The following is a 17478-nucleotide window of genomic DNA, read 5'->3' as shown; positions in this document are numbered from 1 at the left end:
CGAATGAGCAAAAAGATTTTATTCATTCCATTAATTGCGTTTATGGTTCTAGCCGGAATATTTGCAACACAATTGATGCGTAACCAGTCGGGTGATGACCCGACTAAACTTGAATCAGTGTTAATTGGTAAGCCTGTACCCAAGTTTGATTTAGAAGACTTAGAGCAACCAGGCAAGCTTCATGACCAAGCTATCTTTAAAGGCGAACCGCTGTTACTAAATGTTTGGGCAACTTGGTGTCCCACTTGTTATGCAGAGCATTCTTACTTAAATCAGCTTGCTGACAAGGGCGTTAAGATTATTGGTTTAAACTATAAAGACGAACGTAATAAGGCTGTGGGGTGGTTAAAAGAGTTGGGGAACCCATATCTGATAAGCCTATTCGATGGTAACGGCATGTTAGGCCTAGATCTTGGCGTTTATGGTGCTCCGGAGACTTTCCTAATCGACGCCAATGGCGTTGTTCGTTATCGCCATGTGGGGGATGTGAACCCAACGAACTGGGCATCGACGCTTGAGCCGATGTATAACGAGTTGTTGGAGGAAGCGAAATGATTAAGAAGGCTCTGATTACTTTATTTGCTACGTTGGCGATTTCAGCGACTGTGTCTGCAGCGCCTATCGAATTTCATGAATTCGATAACGTTGACCAAGAACAGCAGTTTAAAGAGCTGAGCAACACGCTGCGTTGTCCTAAATGCCAGAACAACACGATTGGTGATTCGAATGCTGAATTAGCGGTCGACTTGCGCCAAAAAGTGTACGAAATGACAAAAGATGGTAAGTCGAAGCAAGACATCATTGATTACATGATTGCTCGTTACGGTAACTTCGTTACTTACAATCCGCCACTAACACTTGCGACGTCGATCCTTTGGATTGGTCCGTTTGCAGTGGTTGTGTTTGGATTTGGCTTGATCATTTTACGAAGCAGAAAGTCAAAATCACAAGCGGCAACAGAGTCAGACAAAGACTGGGATGCAGACAAAGAAGCACGTTTAAAAGCGTTACTCGATGAAGAGAACGACGGAGATAAACAGTAATGACTCTATTTTGGGTTTCGACCATTATTCTATCGCTAGCAGCAATCTTGATGATCGTTATGCCTTTTATAAATAAAAAGGCAAACAACGATGATGTGCTTCGCGATGAATTGAACAAAGCATTCTACAAAGATCGTCTTGATGAGTTAGAAGTAGAAGCTGAAGAAGGTCTTGTTGATAACCAACAGGAGCTGATCGCTGATTTGAAACAATCTCTGCTTGACGATGTTCCTGTTAAACAAGAAATTAAAAAGACTCATATCTCAACACTCGGCGTGGTTGTTCCGTCAATTATCTTGGTTGTTGCAGTTGCCTACGGTATGTACTTTAAATTTGGTGCGCTAGACAAAGTGCAACACTGGCAAGAAGTCACTAGCAACCTTCCTGAGCTGTCTAAAAAGCTAATGTCATCAGAAGGCGGTACGCTAACTGATGATGAACTTGAAGATTTGACACTAGCACTACGTACCCGCTTGCATTACCAACCAAAAGATTCAACGGGTTGGTTGCTACTAGGGCGTATTGCACTAGCTAACCGTGATGCACAAACCGCGATTGATGCGATGGAGCGTGCTTACAAGCTAGAGCCTAAGGACGAAGACGTTCAACTTGGCTTTGCACAAGCACTGATGTTATCTCCAGATGAGGCAGAGCAAAACCAAGCTCGCTTGCTTCTAAGTCGTTTGGTTCAAAACGATTACGTTGATCTTCGTGTGTTCTCGCTACTCGCATTCGATGCATTTGAGCGTCAAGATTACCCAGGTGCGGTTAAGTACTGGAGCATCATGCAACAAATGATTGGTCCACAAGACAGCCGTTATGAAATGCTTTCTCGCAGCATCGAAAGCGCTCAGAAGAAAATGGGCGACGTGATGGGTGTTGACCAAGGCAAAAGTGTGGCAGTAACACTTAAACTATCCGCAGAGGTGGATGCGGACCCTAAGTCAGTGCTCGTTGTCTCTGTGCACCGAGCGGATGGCTCACGTATGCCCATTGCTGCGGCACGTTATCCGCTGGGTTCATTCCCTCGTACAGTTGTACTTGATGACGGTAATAGCATGATCCAAAGTCAAAAATTGTCTAGTCTTGATACTTTGATGGTGAGAGCGAGGCTTGATTCTGATGGTAATGTCTCAACCCGAGATGGTGATTGGTATGGCGAAAGTAAAGTGGTGGAATTGGGTACGCCAGTAACAATTAACATCAATAAGCAATATTAATTGGCATTTTGCATAGGGGGTAGCTATTCCGATTTTTATATAAACGGTATAGACTTACGCCAACAATTGAGGCTAGCGATTGCTGGCCTTTTTATTATTCCTTATGGAAAGGTGATATGTCTGTCAGTGTTTTAAGACTCTCGAGTTTACTCTTTATCGCAAGCCTTACGGTGGGCTGCTCTAGTGCGCCAGATGAAAGCAATAATAATCTTGAAACCTCTGAATACGTCGAAGAGTCCCACCCTAATGATCCTTTTGAAGGTTTCAACCGAGCGATGTGGACGGTCAATTATGACTACTTAGATCCTTATTTGGTTCGGCCGGTGTCTGTCGCTTATGTTGATTACACACCTGCCCCCATTCGCACAGGAATCTCCAATTTTCTCGCCAATTTAGACGAACCAGCCAGTATGGTGAATAACTTACTTATGGGTAATGGCAGAAAAGCAGTTGACCATTTTAATCGTTTTTGGATTAACTCGACGTTTGGTTTGTTAGGTTTGATTGACATTGCTAGCGAAGCCGGGATCACTAAATATGATGATAAATCTTTCTCTGATGCAATTGGTCATTACGGTGTAGGAAATGGGCCGTATTTTATGGTGCCAGGTTACGGTCCTGTCACGACTCGTGAAGTGACGAGTCAGGTGGACAGCCTCTATGTGCCTCTGTCTTTGTTGAACGTTTGGGCCGGTCTGGGCAAGTGGGCCTTTGAAGGGATGGAAACACGTGCTCAGTTAGTATCTCAAGAAGCCTTGTTAGATGACTCTCCAGATCCATACGCGTTAACACGTGATGTCTACATCCAACGCCGTGACTTTAAAGCTGAGATTGAACCTGAAGAGGTGGATCTCGAACAAGAAGATTTCATCGATGGATATCTAGACGACTACTAGATTTAGATGAAGAAAGCGATAAAAGAAAGGCTCGATGTTGAAAATAACATCGAGCCTTTTTAATGCTTGAGACTATAGATTAAATCAACAGATTAAAAGCGGTAGTTAGCTTGTACACCAACTAGCCAGATGCTACCAGTAACTTCACCTTCGAAGTTACCACCAAATGGTGCAGAAGCTGTGTCCGCTTCAACCATTTTTGCATCTTTAGCTAGAATGTAAGTAAAACCAGCGTCTAATGTTAGTTGTTCAGACCATTGGTAACCTGCACCAATACTTAACCAAGTACGGTCAGTTTCTGGAATCGTCGCGGTACGGTGCTCATCACTTACTGCTGAAGTATCGTAGGCGATACCAGAACGTAGTGCCAGCTTAGGTGTCATTTGGTATGTGGTACCAATAGCGAAGCGGTAGTTGTCTTCCCAGTTTTCTTCTTTGATATCTTGAGTTCGAGCTGGGCCGAATTCAGGAATGTCTGCAACTAGCTCTTTAAAGCTGCTCCAGTTGGTCCAGTTAACGCTCGCGTGAACCGCTACCTTGTCGGTAAGTTGGTGGAAACTTGCCAGTTCCGCTGTAGCTGGTAAAGCTAGTTCCATTGAGCCGTTGTATTTTGACTTCACGGGAGAACCTAAAGTACCAGCAACAACATCAAAAGCGACACCGTTAGCGTGGCCTTCAAGCGTTAGGTCTACTTCTGACTTGTAGGTAAAGCCTAAGCGGTTATTTTCATTGATTTGCCAAGCTGTACCAACTTGCCAGCCCCACGCTGTGTCATCACCTTCCATGTATTTTAAAGCTGTGCCAAAAGGAATCTGAACTAGAGAATTCGCAGTAGATACCGCACCAAAGCTACCTTCAGCCATTACGTAGCGAATACCTCCGCCAATAGATACGCTTTCAAGTACTTGGTAAGCGGCGTTAAGGTTTAGCTCCATGGTTTTAACGCTTGCTTCGTTGCCGTGGTTTGCGCCACCGAAGTCTGTACCTAGGTCAGTTTCCATGCCGTAGTTCGTGCCAGCCGCAAAACCTAACGCGAATTTGTCGTTGTACTTATGAGAAACATAAAAGTTTGGAATTACTGCACTGTGTGCAAAATCACTAGAATTTGATGGAGTCGATTGTCCCATCATAGAGGTAGAAGTGCCGTCGATGTCGATGTTTGGATCAACATAGATAGCACCAACTGAAACTTGAGTGCCTTCTAGGTAAGTTAGCATTGCAGGGTTACGCCATTGTGCGTCTGCACCGTCAGCCATTGCTGCTTCACCAGCGTAAGCTCGGCCCAGGCCTGTTGCTGAGTATTCTGCTAGTTGAAAGCCCGCTGCTTGAGTCACCGTAGAAGTTGAAAGTAGTCCAACTGCCACTGCAGTAGATAGAAGAGTCTTATTCATTTTCATTATTATGTTCGCTGAATTATAAGTATTTAGTGCCACAATTTTACTTTTAGAGTTATTACATTAAAAATGAAATTCGAGTAAAACAGTGTTTTAGCGATTAAATGATAAAATATGACTGATTATTAGCTTAATAGTCTGAATGTTTCGAGTGTGTGATCGAATTTGAGCGTACACTTGTAGCTATAAATAGCCCGTGTAGGCTACAGCTGTAAGTTTAAATTAATGTTAGTCAGTGGCTTAGACAATAAAAAAGGGTCGCATAAAGCGACCCTTTGAGAATTATAACCTAGCTTATATTAGAAGCTGCGGCTGTATTGTAGGCCTAGTAGGATTGCATCAGCGTGCGTTGTTGCGCTAACAGAAGTTGCGCCTAAGCTTTCTTCAACTTTAGTATCATCACCTAGTAGGTAAGTGAAACCAAAGTCTACGTTAGAGTCGGTATTAATGTGGTATGTGAAACCAGCAGAGAACCACTGACGATCTGAATCTGGTACAGAGATAGAAGTTAGTGAATCTTGTGCACTTGTGTCGTACATGTAACCAGCACGAAGCGTCCAATCAGTGTTCAGGTAGTATGTACCACCAATAGCGTAGTGCCAACCATCTTGCCATTTGTAATCTTTCTGGTATGCACCTGTGCCGCCGCTTAATGCGTAAGCTAGTGTCGATTGAGTAGGATCTAACTTCTCGAAATCAATCGAGTCGAATGCACTCCAGCCAATCCATTGAACAGAGTAGTGAACAGCGAATTTAGTGTCTTCAATTTTGTGGAAACCAGAGAACTCTGCCATATCTGGTAGAGGTAATGTGATTTCTTGACCATTGTCATCTTCCGCAGTGAATTCAGGGCTGTAACGGTAAGATAAACCAAAACGGTTGTTTTCATCGAGCTCGTAAACTGTTCCTACGTTGAAGCCGACAGCCCAACCAGTTGCACCATCTACGTCAAGTAGCTTTTGTCCTGCGGCTGGGCCAAAGCCTACACCAGCAGTACGCTTCATTGTGCCTTCACCGTAGATCAGGTCAAGACCTGCACCAAAGCTCCATTGGTCGTTTAGACGGTAAGAGCCTGCAAGACCGAAGTTGATGCTCATTACATCGGTTAAACCGCCATATTCACTAGCTAGGTAATCATCTGAGAATTCAGTTTTAGTACCGAAGTTAGAGTAAGCGTTCACACCCCAAGCAAATTTTTCGTTAACAGGAACAATGAGGTGGATGTTTGGAGCTACTGAAGTATCACCAACATCATCAACGTTATCTACCGGCATAGCGCCGCCAAGAGTGTTGTAGCTAGCATCTTTTACTTCAATCATTGAAGTGATTGTTTCAAAACCAAGAGATAGCTCGGTTTTGTCAAATAGTGCCATTGCTGCAGGGTTACGTGCCATTACTGACGCGTTATCTGCGATTACTGCATCACCAGCGAAAGCACGGCCGATACCGGTTGCTGATTGTGCGTTAAGTTGGAAACCTGCTGCCATCGCTTGCGAAGACGCCAGTGTAATTGTTACTGCTAAAAGAGACTTTTTAAACAGACGCGTGTTGTTGGTAGTCATTCATTTATTCCTTTATATATCCGCCTCTACAGGGCGATTAATTTGAGCAATTGCTCAATGGTGGCTGATCCTATTCGCAAGTATACGATATACAAATCCGACCATTGGAAAATTTGAGTGGAAAATTATGGAAATGACGCCTATCTGGCACGAAAATGGCGCTAAATGCTGTTTTTTAGAGTTTTAACTCTAAGGCTATTTGTTTTGTGAATGGATTGGTGTTTTATTTATAAATAAAGCCCAGCAATATCAAGAGTATAATTGCTGGGCCTTTAATTGAGGGGCTTTGAGAGCTGATTAGCTCATCGGTTTGATCATTTTCGTCAGCTTTTCTGAGATTTTAGACACATCCTCGCCATTTTCACCGACGAGTATCAAACTGCTGTTATCAATTGGTGTCACCGAACCTGACATTCCTTTTTCATCAAAGTCGACTGGTTTGTCAGACGGGATGCTAGTCAGAAATAGCGTAACTTTGCCTTTTTCACCCTGGAATACCATGTGTACTGCGGTAGACTTCCCAAAACCACAATGGTTCAGGTAATAGACGTGGTATGGGAAAGTTTCATCAAACTGAAAAGCAAATGGGTTCATTTTTGCATTGATTTGCTGTGATGTAACTTGTTCATCAATGGTGCTGACAAAGCTTTTTTCATCGATAACATGCTGCATCGCCGTATCAGCCAAGCTTGCGTGTGCTGGAGATACTAACGCATTCCCCCAGTTTACCTGGCCAACCAATAGACCAGCAACAAACGCTACAGAGGCCGCCATTGCCATTGCACGTCTCGCAAACGTGGGCCTTACGACTTTGCTCTCTTCGCTTGAGGTTTGATTGAACAGAATACGATCGGCAAGATCGTCTGGCACATCTACATTCATTGCAGAGTGGATCTGTTTATCAAGCGACAGTACGTCATCTAAAAAGTGACTGTTAGCTTCACTGCTCGCGGCTGCATCAACAATATCTTGTGTGCGTTGTTTAGGTTCCGACAATACACGACGACGAAATTCTAAATCATCCATTATGTTGCCCCCTCTCTGCTTCTTCTGTATCCAGCATCTCTTTCAATTGGTTTCGAGCTCTGAATAAACGTGTCATCACCGTGTTTTTGTTGAGATCGAGAATATCCGCGATCTCGTCACCACTAAAACCACCAATCACTTGTAAGAAGAGAGGTTCACGGTAATCAATTTCAAGTTTCATTATCTGGACTTGCAACCATTGGTGTTGATGGTGCGGGTCATCACTGACACTGGCATCGTTACCATGATCGTCGATATCAACCAGATCAAATTGTTTGCGTTCAAAACGTCGAGCATTCTCGCGGCGCAAGATAGTAATCAGCCAAGACTTCGCGGCTTTTTCATCTTTTAGGTTATCGAGTGATTTCCATGCGCGGAGGCAAGTTTCTTGCACTAAATCTTCGGCAATGCTTTTGTCTTTGCATAACCAATAGGCGTAGCGAAAGAGGTCACGGTGATAGGCACGTACGAGAGCTTCATATTTTCTTTGTTTGTCCATATCAGAGTTGACCGGACGTTTGGCTTTTTTCTTTCCAAACATTTTTATTATTGACACTCGAGCCTCCATAATTGCTCTGCGTATAGTTGTGCTCTATTCGTTGTGCTTCGTTTTATAATCTGTTTCGTCTTTAGAGCGAACGAGAGGCAGGAATTCGTAAAATCACATTAAAATTGATCTACTTCAAAATCTAAGACCCTGAAAAAGTTATAGTACACCTTGTCGTCTAGTTAGTCATTGATGACTAGCATGTTGAGCAAGACGGCACTTCCTTTTGAAGGCTGACTTTACTTTCTCCTAATCAGGAAACTGATTATTTCAATTGGCGTTAAGTTAATTGCTTTATACATTCCGACCACACAGTATTGTGTGGTTTTTTTTCCTCAAGAAAACCCATCTCCTACACCGCTATAACAGTCTTTACCGACAATAGCTTAGTATCTTACGACAACCTTTCACCTCAAAAGGTTCGCCTGAATTTGCAGTTATATTTTCAGACAGTGAGATACTCGTATCACGTTTATTTAAACGCTCGTTTGATTTAATTAACAACTTCTTTACAATGCTTCAGGTCTGACCTCTTAACTTTAAGGAGAAACCATGGGCAAACAGGAAGTCAAAACGCGTTCTGGAGAACGTGTTGCCGTTGTCGCTGGATTACGAACCCCATTCGCTCGCCAGAGCACCGAATTTAGTCAAGTGCCTGCGGTCGACTTAGGCAAAATGGTTGTGAGTGAAATGCTTGCAAGAACTGATGTCGATCCTGCGCTTATCGAACAAGTCGTGTTCGGCCAGGTAGTGCAAATGCCAGAAGCACCGAACATCGCGCGCGAAATCGTGTTGGGTACAGGCATGGATATCAATACCGATGCCTATAGTGTGACTCGAGCATGTGCGACCAGCTTCCAAGCTGCTGTTAATGTGACTGAAAGCATTATGGCTGGCACGATTGATGTCGGCATTGCTGGTGGTGCAGATTCTTCTTCTGTATTGCCGATTGGTGTTTCTAAAAAGCTTGCCGCTAACTTACTAGCGCTGAGCAAAACGAAAACCATGGGCCAAAAACTGAAAATCCTTAAAACACTTTCAGTGAAAGACTTGATGCCAGTGCCTCCTGCGGTTGCTGAGTACTCGACTGGTTTATCGATGGGACAAACTGCTGAGCAGATGGCAAAGACACACGGTATTACTCGTGAAGCTCAAGATGCGCTTGCTCACCGTTCTCACTCTTTGGCTTCTCAAGCATGGAAAGAAGGCAAGATTAAAGATGAAGTAATGACGGCATTTCCGGCACCATACAAAAAGTACCTAGCGGAAGATAACAACATTCGTCATGACTCTACGGTTGAAGGTTACGCCAAACTTCGTCCTGCATTCGATAGAAAATACGGCAGTGTGACTGCTGCTAATGCAACACCGCTGACTGATGGTGGTGCAGCTGTGATGTTAATGCGCGAAGGCAAAGCGAAAGAGCTAGGCTTAGAAGTGTTAGGTTATATTCGTGGCTACGCGTTCTCAGCGATTGGCGTTGAAACGGATATGCTAATGGGCCCGACTTACGCGACCTCTCAAGTATTGAAAAACACTGGCTTAGAGCTATCGGACCTGACACTTATCGAGATGCATGAAGCCTTCGCAGCTCAAGTTTTAGCGAATGTGAAGATGTTTGCGAGTGATGAGTTCGCGCAGAAGAATCTTGGCCGTGATAAAGCGATCGGTGAGATTGATATGGATAAGTTCAACGTGCTGGGCAGTTCAATTGCTTACGGTCACCCGTTTGCAGCAACTGGCGCGCGTATGATGACTCAAACATTACGTGAATTAAAACGTCGCGGTGGCGGCTTGGCACTGAATACAGCATGTGCAGCTGGTGGTTTAGGCGCAGCAATGATCTTGGAGGTAGAATAATGTCTACGACTCTTGATGCAACAACAGAAAAAGAAGTAGTTACTAACGCGGAGTCAACTCCAATGACTGAAGCACCGAAAAAGAAAGCGACTGCATTCTCTCTTAACATCGATGACCAAGACATTGCTTGGCTAGCGATTGATGTACCAGGCGAGAAAATGAACACGCTACAAGCGGCTTTTGCTGAAGAGATGAAAGCGATCTTTGAGCAGTTAAAAGAGAAACAAAGCCGTGTTAAAGGCCTAATCGTTCATTCTCTTAAGCCAGATAACTTTATCGCTGGTGCTGATGTTCGAATGCTGGATGCGTGTAAAACCGCTGATGAAGCACAATCTCTAGCACGCCAAGGTCAGGAGATGTTCCAAGCGTTGTCTGATCTTCCTTACCCAGTTGTTGCTGCAATTCACGGCCCATGTCTTGGTGGCGGTTTAGAGCTCGCATTAGCTTGTGACTACCGTGTATGTACCGATTCTGATAAGACGCGCCTTGGTTTACCTGAAGTTCAGCTAGGTTTACTGCCAGGTTCTGGCGGTACACAACGCTTGCCTCGTTTAATTGGTTTGCTACCGTCACTCGATCTTATTCTTACCGGTAAGCAACTGCGCGCTAAGAAAGCGAAATCGCTTGGTGTTGTGGATGCTTGTGTGCCAGATACTATTTTACTTGAAGTAGCGAAAAGCTATGTTGAAAAGAATACGGGCAGCAAAAAAGGCAAGCGCCTTGCTTCTACGAGCCAAGCTTCGACTAAAGAGAAGTTGATTTCTCGCAATAGTCTTGGTCGTAAAGTTATTTTCGAACAAGCTACCAAGAAAACCAATCAGAAAACTCGTGGTAACTACCCAGCAGCTGACGCGATTCTCGATGTGATTCGTTACGGCCTAGAAAACGGCTTTGAAAAAGGTCTTCAGTATGAAGCGAAGCGTTTCTCTGAACTGGTCATGGCCTCTGAATCAAAAGCACTTCGTTCTATCTTCTTTGCTACTACTGAAATGAAGAAAGAACACGGTGCAGACGCAGAACCAAAAGCGGTTAAGCGTGTTGGTGTGTTAGGCGGTGGTCTAATGGGGGCAGGTATTAGCCATGTGAGTGTGGCGAAAGCAAAAGTACCGGTTCGTATTAAAGATGTATCAAATGATGGTGTCTTGAACGCGCTTAACTATAATTACAAGTTGTTCGATAAGCAGCGTAAGCGTCGCATTCTGAGCCGTGCTGGCCTTGAAAGTAAGATGCTTCAGCTTTCTGGTGGTATCGACTTTACGAGCTTCAACCACACAGATGTAGTGATTGAAGCGGTGTTTGAAGATCTCGACCTTAAGCAGTCTATGGTTGCAGACATTGAACAAAACGCTAAGACAGATACTATCTTCGCGACGAATACTTCATCACTGCCAATCCATAAGATTGCAGAGAAGGCACAGCGCCCAGAAAACGTGGTAGGTCTGCACTACTTCAGTCCTGCAGAGAAAATGCCGCTAGTTGAGGTCATCCCTCATGAAACAACGTCAGAAGAGACTATCTCGACGGTAGTGGCATTAGCGAAGAAACAAGGCAAAACACCGATTGTTGTTAAAGACACGGCAGGTTTCTACGTAAACCGTATTCTTGCTCCATACATGAATGAAGCGGCACACCTGCTACTAGCGAATGAGCCGATTGAAAAACTGGATAGTGCACTGCTAGATTTTGGTTTCCCGGTTGGCCCAATTACCTTGCTAGATGAGGTAGGTGTGGATATCGGTGCTAAGATCATCCCGATTCTAGTCAATGAGTTAGGTGACCGTTTCCAAGGCCCTGATGTGTTCGACATTCTTCTGAATGACAACCGTAAAGGCCGTAAGAGTGGTAAAGGTTTTTACACTTATAAAGGCAAGAAGAAGGAAGTTGATAAGTCTGTTTACAAGCTACTTAAGCTGCAACCTGAGCCTAAGCTAAGTGATAACGACATCGCGATGCGTTGCGTGTTGCCTATGCTGAATGAAGCGGTTCGTTGTCTGGATGAAGGCATTATCCGTAGCCCTCGTGATGGCGATATTGGTGCTATCTTCGGTATTGGTTTCCCTCCATTCCTGGGCGGTCCGTTCCGTTACATGGACCAAATTGGTATTAAGTCACTGGTTGAGATGATGAACGACTTTGCTGTGAAGTACGGTGATCGTTTCGCGCCATGTGATGGCCTACTGACGCGTGCTGGTCTGGATGAATCTTTCTACAAGTAATTCTCTAGTACGCTAACTATTAAGCCCGTATCAAGAAGTTGATGCGGGCTTTTTGTTTTATGAATGATTGTGGAAAGAGTGAGATTCCCGACTCAGTTGTTCCTCCTTCTCGGGAATGACGGGGAGAGTGATGTGTTTTGTCTGGTAGTGTTTTCGGTGTGGGAGGTTCTCAATTCAGTTGTTCCTCTTTCTCGAGAATGACGATAGAGAGATAGAAAGTAAGTAAGCTATTGCGTTGATAAGGCAGGTAATCAAACGCATCTCAATCAAAACTAACGTCATCTCCTAAAGCGACGAAGGAGCGTAATAGGAGATCTGTTTTTGTGCTTCACCCAATAAAAAAGGTTGATGTTTTCACATCAACCTTTTTTATTGTTAGCCCGTTAATTAGCCCAGTTCAGTATCTTTCGGGCGCAACTGAAACTCATCAATAGAGCCAATCTCGACACCTGCCGATAGTTTCTCTTCTTCGCTATGAGCGTTGCCGTGTGCATGCATAATCAGTCGGTTAGCAGTGCGTGGCTTAAGCTGACTAACCACAAAACGCATCATGTCTGAACGAGTGAGCCCTTTGAGCTCTTCTAGTACTCGTTCTCTCTGATTGAACTTCAAATCCTTATTGCCTATCGCGACCCATAAGCGCTGAGCACATCCTCGCAATGTAGTATCTGGTGTCGATATTTGATTCCAAAGGCCTCGCTTACTGCTGTGCCATTGGTAGTCGTTCAGCTCCAGCAACACCATGTAAAAGGCGTTGAGAAACTCATCGATTGAAACGAGTAAATCAGCAGGAGCCGCATTCGGCGATTGCACATAAAGAACAATGCCAGGGTGTCGATTGAGTGGCATGTTGCCCGTGCCAACCATGTAGCCCAGTTGCTGCTTGGTGCGTATCTCATGGAAGAATGTCGCCGACATCAAATGGTTGGCTAACGAATACAGCGCAATATTCTTTGGCGAAATATCAGGGCATTGATAATAAACCACGATCGCCGAATCATCTTGATTGCACACTACTTCACGCTGGAAGCTCCCGTTTTCACCCAGCATGATCAGTGGACGTAGCGATTCTTCATAAGCTTGATCTTGAACTCGCAGTGCATCCTTGAGTGTTTCAGCCATCTTGTGAGCATCAGCTTGTCGCCAGTCGCCATACACAAACATTTCAACATGAAGCTCGGCCAAAATAGATTGAACAAATGAAGAGAGTTCATCGACTTCAATGGTTTCTAACGCTTCAATTAACACCGCATAAGGTGGGTTGTTGGGCTGTAAAATCCCCGTCATTGCGTTAAACAGTTGCGAAATTGGACGGTCTTGGGATGCGTTATTCCAGTTTCTGAGAAGTTGATGCTTAATGGTCTCGAAGCGTGTTGGACTAAAGTCGCGTGCCTGAAAGCGATCTAGGATAATGTTGAGCAATTGTGGCTGCTTTTCGCTAAATCCAGAGAGTGTCAGTGTGACACCACCTTGATGGGTATACATGTTGTAGCCCATGCCCGCTATCTCTGCCTGATAGGTTTCTTTTTCCAGCGAATCTAGGAACATCTCGACACATAAGCGTGTTTTAACGATATTTCTTGGGCTCGCAACTGAATGTGGACTATCGATGGCGATATACACTACGCCTTTTGGCACTCTAAACTGGTGATCCTGTAGATGCCATAGCTTAAAACCATCGAGCTCTTGTAACAGCTGCGGATGCTCAGCGTCACCTTCAAGTTCTGCTGGATCTAAGTCGTAGCAAATAAACGGATTTTTACCGGGTAGCTCAAACTGCCAACCGGGATTAATGCAGGTGAAGCATTGTATTTGCTCAGCTGTAAAAGGAGTCACCGAGTAGGGCGTAAAGTACCATTTTGCTTCCCTGTCATATTCAAAACCTTTGGCAATAATGGTCGCACGCATATTGTCGACGGTTAAGTAAGGAAGCAGTGAACGTTGTAGATCTTCGTCGAAATGCGACATTTTATAGTCGCCATAAACCACATCTTGCTCTTGATAGTGCTGCATGTTGATAACCAAATGGCTAACGACATCGAGCGGTCTTGCTGGCTCTTGAAAACGGAAAGCGGATTCTAAAACGGCACGTTTTTCAAGGTAACGCCACTCTTCAATCCCTTGTTGTTCAATCAACTTGATATATTGGAACACCGCTTGGATGATGTGGTCTGTTTTGGTTAAGCCCTCGATAGTTAGTGAGCAACTCATTGTGAAATCACGGTAGTTACTGCCGCTAGCGCCACCACCAGCAGAAAGTGATGTTATCCAGCCTTTCTCTTTGAGCTTCATCATCAAACTGCCTTCTCCTTCGTAACCTAATAGGTGTGCGAAGAATGACAGTGGTTTGACACCGTAGTGTTCATCCATACTCGGCATAGGGAAGGTTAAGGTAAGCTTGCGGACATCCTTAATCGGTTCTACGTGCACTTGAACACCAGTACTCGATTCGCCAACAATGGGCACCTCAACCTTTTTGCCTTGAAGGTTGTGATTGGGGATGGAGCTAAAGCGCTCCTCAACCCAGTTTTGCATCTCATCTAATGGTTGATTGCCAGACAGCGTCAGGGTCATTAGGTCTGCAGAGTACTGTTGCTGGTGGAATGTGAAAATCTCTTCACGAATGGTGACGCCATTTCTGTCACCTAACGTATCGATATTACCGACAGAAAACTTCGAGAATGGGTGGTTGTGATTAACCAGTTCTTTGGTAACTTGATAAAGGCGTCGCGCATCGTCGTTGAGTTTCATCTTGTATTCAGAATCAACGGCTTGGCGCTCTTTATCTAGCGCTTCTTCGTTAAATAGAGGAACAGTAAAGAATTGGCTAAATCGATCGAGGGCGCTCTCAAAGGCATTTAATTCAACGTCAAAGAAGAAGCAGGTGTGCTCTGTTCCAGTCCAGGCATTATTGCTGCCACCATGTTGGCTGATAAAACTTTGGAACTCTCCGACCTTTGGATACTTTTCAGTTCCTAGAAATAGCATATGCTCTAGATAATGTGCTAATCCTTCTCGGTCGGCAGGATCATCAAAGTGCCCGACATTAATGGCGAGTGCAGCTGCAGCTTTTTGAGCACTATGATCTTGAACCAAAAGTACTCGCAATCCGTTATGTAAGGTGAGGTAACGGTACTGGTGTTCATCATTGGGGCTTAAGTGCACTGGATCATCTCCGAAGAAGGTGGTTTTTAAATTATGTACCCGATGGTTCGGCATGCAAACCTTGTGGTCATATTTTGGGATATGAAGTGCTTTTTTTGGCGACTTCTAAATCACTTTGTCGATTTTTATCAGTGATTTATTTTCTTTTAATAAGATTGTTAAGAAAGTCGAACTCTTTAGCAAGTGACTTGATATAATTATTTATATAGACTGCGGCTCCCTCTGGATTGAGGGCCAAACGCTAAGTAGCGTATCGCTGATATGGGATATATCGACTTTCGAAATGTTACGTAGACAGGACTGAACATGAAAATATTCATAATGCGCCACGGTGAAGCAGAACATTTTGCTAACTCGGACGCAGAACGAGCGTTAACTAAGCGCGGTAAAATAGCGTCTTTTGCGGTGGCTCAAGCTGCAAACGAGCAGGGCATCAGCCAGTTCGATAAAGTACTAGTGAGCCCATACTTGAGGGCACAAGAAACGTGGTTAGAGATCTCTCAGGCGTTTTCTGGAAAGAAAGTAGAAACCTGTGATGACATCACGCCTTATGGAATGTCTGACGATGTGTTTGATTTGACCGTGGCAATGGCTGAAGTAGAAAAACTAGAGACCATTTTATTTGTTTCTCATTTACCTCTAGTGGGCTACTTAACTGCTGAATTCGCAACCGGTATGGCGCCACCGATGTTCCCAACATCAGGTTTAGCGTGTATTGAATTCGACCTTGAGACACAAAAAGGCGAGCTGCTGTGGAACATCAACCCATAACTTAGGGGTTGATAAGACATAGTGCGACGGCCAGAATAGAAAAGGGCACCTCAGTAATTGAGGTGCTCTTTGTTATTTAGTGTAATGTGTTCAAGACTCGTTCTATTTCTCTGGAATAGAGAGCAACACTAACAGTGCACCATTGCCGCCAAACTCAAGAGGCGCTTGGTGAAAAGCCATTACATCTGGATGTTGAGCCAACCACAAAGGCACTTTCTCTTTTAAGATGTGCTTACCGATGCCGTGCTGAACACAGGCACATGCGACACTTTCTTTGACACAATGTGCGATCATTGCGCCAAGCTCGCGTTTGGCTTCTTGTTGAGTCATGCCATGCATGTCTAAATAGACATCTGGAACATAGACACCACGACGAAGTCGTTTCACTTCATACTTGGATACATCGTCACGCGCATAGCGTGTTGGACCCTCTTCGCTAAGGTGCGGAATGAACTCATCTGAGAAATAAAACTCGCTGTCACTGGCTTGTCTTGCCGTTCGAGTAATTTCTTTTTGTTTGGCATTTCTTTTTGGCTGCTGGATTATGGTATCCTGTTGCAACTTTTTAACGCCCTTTACTGCATCGCTGAACAGGGCGAAATCGTCATCGAAATCGGTGTCTTTTTTGCTCATCAGGTTATGAATTCTAATTTGAAACGTAATTAGCAGTATTGTAGCGCTTTTCGGAGACAATTTTGGATAAGATTTTTGTAGAAGAAGCGGTATCAGAACTACACACGCTTCAAGATGTGATTCGTTGGACTGTTAGCCGCTTCAATGCAGCGGGCCTATTTTATGGTCACGGCACTGATAATGCGTGGGATGAGGCGGTACAACTTATTTTACCAACTCTTTATCTGCCGATTGATGTTCCTTCACATGTATTGAACTCTCGCCTGACGAGCAGCGAGCGTTTACGCATTGTTGAGCGTGTAATCAAGCGTATCAATGATCGCACACCAACGGCTTATCTGACGAACAAAGCTTGGTTCTGTGGCCTTGAGTTCTTCGTTGATGAGCGTGTACTCGTGCCTCGTTCGCCAATTGGTGAGCTTATCGAAGCTCAATTCCAACCTTGGTTAACTGAAGAGCCGACTCGCATCATGGATCTTTGTACGGGCAGTGGCTGTATTGCTATCGCTTGTGCACACGCATTCCCGGAAGCCGAAGTTGACGCAATTGATATCTCTACAGATGCATTGCAAGTTGCAGAGCAGAACGTTCAAGATCACGGCATGGAGCAACAAGTGTTCCCAATCCGTTCAGATCTGTTCCGTGATCTGCCAAAAGAGAAATACAACCTGATCGTATCTAACCCACCATACGTGGATGAGGAAGATATGAACAGCCTGCCAGATGAGTTCACTCACGAGCCAGAACTTGGCCTAGCTGCAGGTTCTGACGGACTTAAACTGGTTCGCCGTATCCTAGCTAACGCGCCAGACTACCTGACTGATGACGGTATTCTGATCTGTGAAGTAGGTAACTCAATGGTTCACATGATGGATCAGTACCCAGAGATTCCATTCACTTGGATTGAGTTCTCTAATGGTGGTCACGGTGTATTCATGATGACTCGCGAGCAGCTAGTTGCTTGTGCTGATGAGTTTTCTATCTACAAAGACTAGTTTGTAGCTATTAAGCGAATGATCCGGTCATCGGGCTGTAAGCTTAGAACCTAAAATCTAGTAAGACGTTCGCTTTGAAACGTTTTGTTTAAACGCCATGCATTGCTGCATGGCGTTTTTTATTGCCTAGATTAAAGATGTTTGTATTCA

14 protein-coding genes are annotated in these 17478 nt (G+C 44.4%); 8 read left to right on the top strand and 6 right to left on the bottom strand.

What is annotated here, in order from left to right:
- The first annotated feature begins 3 nt into the window (after positions 1 to 3).
- From A3712_RS11900 to A3712_RS11885, 4 genes are all read left to right on the top strand, one after another.
- Complete coding sequence (locus A3712_RS11900) at positions 4 to 555, top strand: DsbE family thiol:disulfide interchange protein (protein ID WP_063523599.1); 552 nt, start codon at positions 4 to 6, stop codon at positions 553 to 555.
- Positions 552 to 1043: a cytochrome c-type biogenesis protein gene (locus A3712_RS11895; protein ID WP_063523598.1), complete on the top strand. Its 492-nt coding sequence runs from the start codon at positions 552 to 554 to the stop codon at positions 1041 to 1043. The genes A3712_RS11900 and A3712_RS11895 overlap by 4 nt, the downstream gene beginning before the upstream one ends.
- Entirely contained in the window at positions 1043 to 2263 is a 1221-nt protein-coding gene (gene ccmI, locus A3712_RS11890) for a c-type cytochrome biogenesis protein CcmI (RefSeq protein WP_063523597.1), read from the top strand. Before A3712_RS11895 ends, ccmI begins: the two co-directional genes overlap by 1 nt.
- 116 nt (positions 2264 to 2379) lie before the next feature.
- Positions 2380 to 3159 carry an MlaA family lipoprotein gene (locus tag A3712_RS11885; protein WP_063523596.1) on the top strand — a complete coding sequence of 260 codons (780 nt, stop codon included), beginning with the start codon at positions 2380 to 2382 and terminating at the stop codon, positions 3157 to 3159.
- A 92-nt stretch (positions 3160 to 3251) separates the two neighbouring features.
- Here A3712_RS11885 and A3712_RS11880 read toward each other — a convergent pair whose 3' ends face one another.
- The 4 genes from A3712_RS11880 to A3712_RS11865 all read right to left on the bottom strand — a co-directional run bounded on the left by A3712_RS11880 (position 3252) and on the right by A3712_RS11865 (position 7682).
- Entirely contained in the window at positions 3252 to 4556 is a 1305-nt protein-coding gene (locus tag A3712_RS11880) for an outer membrane protein transport protein (RefSeq protein ID WP_063523595.1), read from the bottom strand.
- Positions 4557 to 4852: 296 nt separating this feature from the next.
- Positions 4853 to 6115: an outer membrane protein transport protein gene (locus tag A3712_RS11875; protein ID WP_063523594.1), complete on the bottom strand. Its 1263-nt coding sequence runs from the start codon at positions 6113 to 6115 to the stop codon at positions 4853 to 4855.
- A 297-nt stretch (positions 6116 to 6412) separates the two neighbouring features.
- On the bottom strand, positions 6413 to 7141 hold the full coding sequence (locus tag A3712_RS11870) for a DUF3379 domain-containing protein (protein ID WP_063523593.1): 729 nt from the start codon (positions 7139 to 7141) through the stop codon (positions 6413 to 6415).
- Positions 7134 to 7682, bottom strand: a complete 549-nt coding sequence (locus tag A3712_RS11865) for a sigma-70 family RNA polymerase sigma factor (RefSeq protein WP_063523592.1) — start codon at positions 7680 to 7682, stop codon at positions 7134 to 7136. The genes A3712_RS11870 and A3712_RS11865 overlap by 8 nt, the downstream gene beginning before the upstream one ends.
- 558 nt (positions 7683 to 8240) lie before the next feature.
- Between A3712_RS11865 and fadI the strand changes: the two genes are divergently transcribed.
- Complete coding sequence (fadI, locus tag A3712_RS11860; protein ID WP_019824831.1) at positions 8241 to 9548, top strand: acetyl-CoA C-acyltransferase FadI; 1308 nt, start codon at positions 8241 to 8243, stop codon at positions 9546 to 9548.
- Complete coding sequence (gene fadJ / locus A3712_RS11855; protein ID WP_063523591.1) at positions 9548 to 11764, top strand: fatty acid oxidation complex subunit alpha FadJ; 2217 nt, start codon at positions 9548 to 9550, stop codon at positions 11762 to 11764. Before fadI ends, fadJ begins: the two co-directional genes overlap by 1 nt.
- 387 nt (positions 11765 to 12151) lie before the next feature.
- On the opposite strand, the gene A3712_RS11850 is transcribed toward fadJ, so the two are convergent.
- Entirely contained in the window at positions 12152 to 14929 is a 2778-nt protein-coding gene (locus tag A3712_RS11850) for an insulinase family protein (protein ID WP_063523590.1), read from the bottom strand.
- 306 nt (positions 14930 to 15235) lie between these two features.
- Here A3712_RS11850 and sixA point away from each other — a divergent pair, with 306 nt between their 5' ends.
- Positions 15236 to 15700, top strand: coding sequence for a phosphohistidine phosphatase SixA (gene sixA / locus A3712_RS11845; RefSeq protein ID WP_063523589.1), 465 nt, complete (start codon positions 15236 to 15238; stop codon positions 15698 to 15700).
- 102 nt (positions 15701 to 15802) lie between these two features.
- On the opposite strand, the gene smrB is transcribed toward sixA, so the two are convergent.
- The gene (smrB, locus tag A3712_RS11840) at positions 15803 to 16333 is read right to left on the bottom strand and encodes an endonuclease SmrB (protein ID WP_063523588.1); all 531 of its coding nucleotides are present in this window, start codon (positions 16331 to 16333) and stop codon (positions 15803 to 15805) included.
- A 62-nt stretch (positions 16334 to 16395) separates the two neighbouring features.
- Here smrB and prmB point away from each other — a divergent pair, with 62 nt between their 5' ends.
- Positions 16396 to 17328 carry a 50S ribosomal protein L3 N(5)-glutamine methyltransferase gene (gene prmB / locus A3712_RS11835; protein WP_063523587.1) on the top strand — a complete coding sequence of 311 codons (933 nt, stop codon included), beginning with the start codon at positions 16396 to 16398 and terminating at the stop codon, positions 17326 to 17328.
- Positions 17329 to 17478 lie beyond the last annotated feature (150 nt).

Source organism: Vibrio sp. HI00D65 (assembly GCF_001635455.1).
Lineage (GTDB): Bacteria > Pseudomonadota > Gammaproteobacteria > Enterobacterales > Vibrionaceae > Vibrio.
This window is presented reverse-complemented; position numbering and strand designations above follow the sequence as displayed.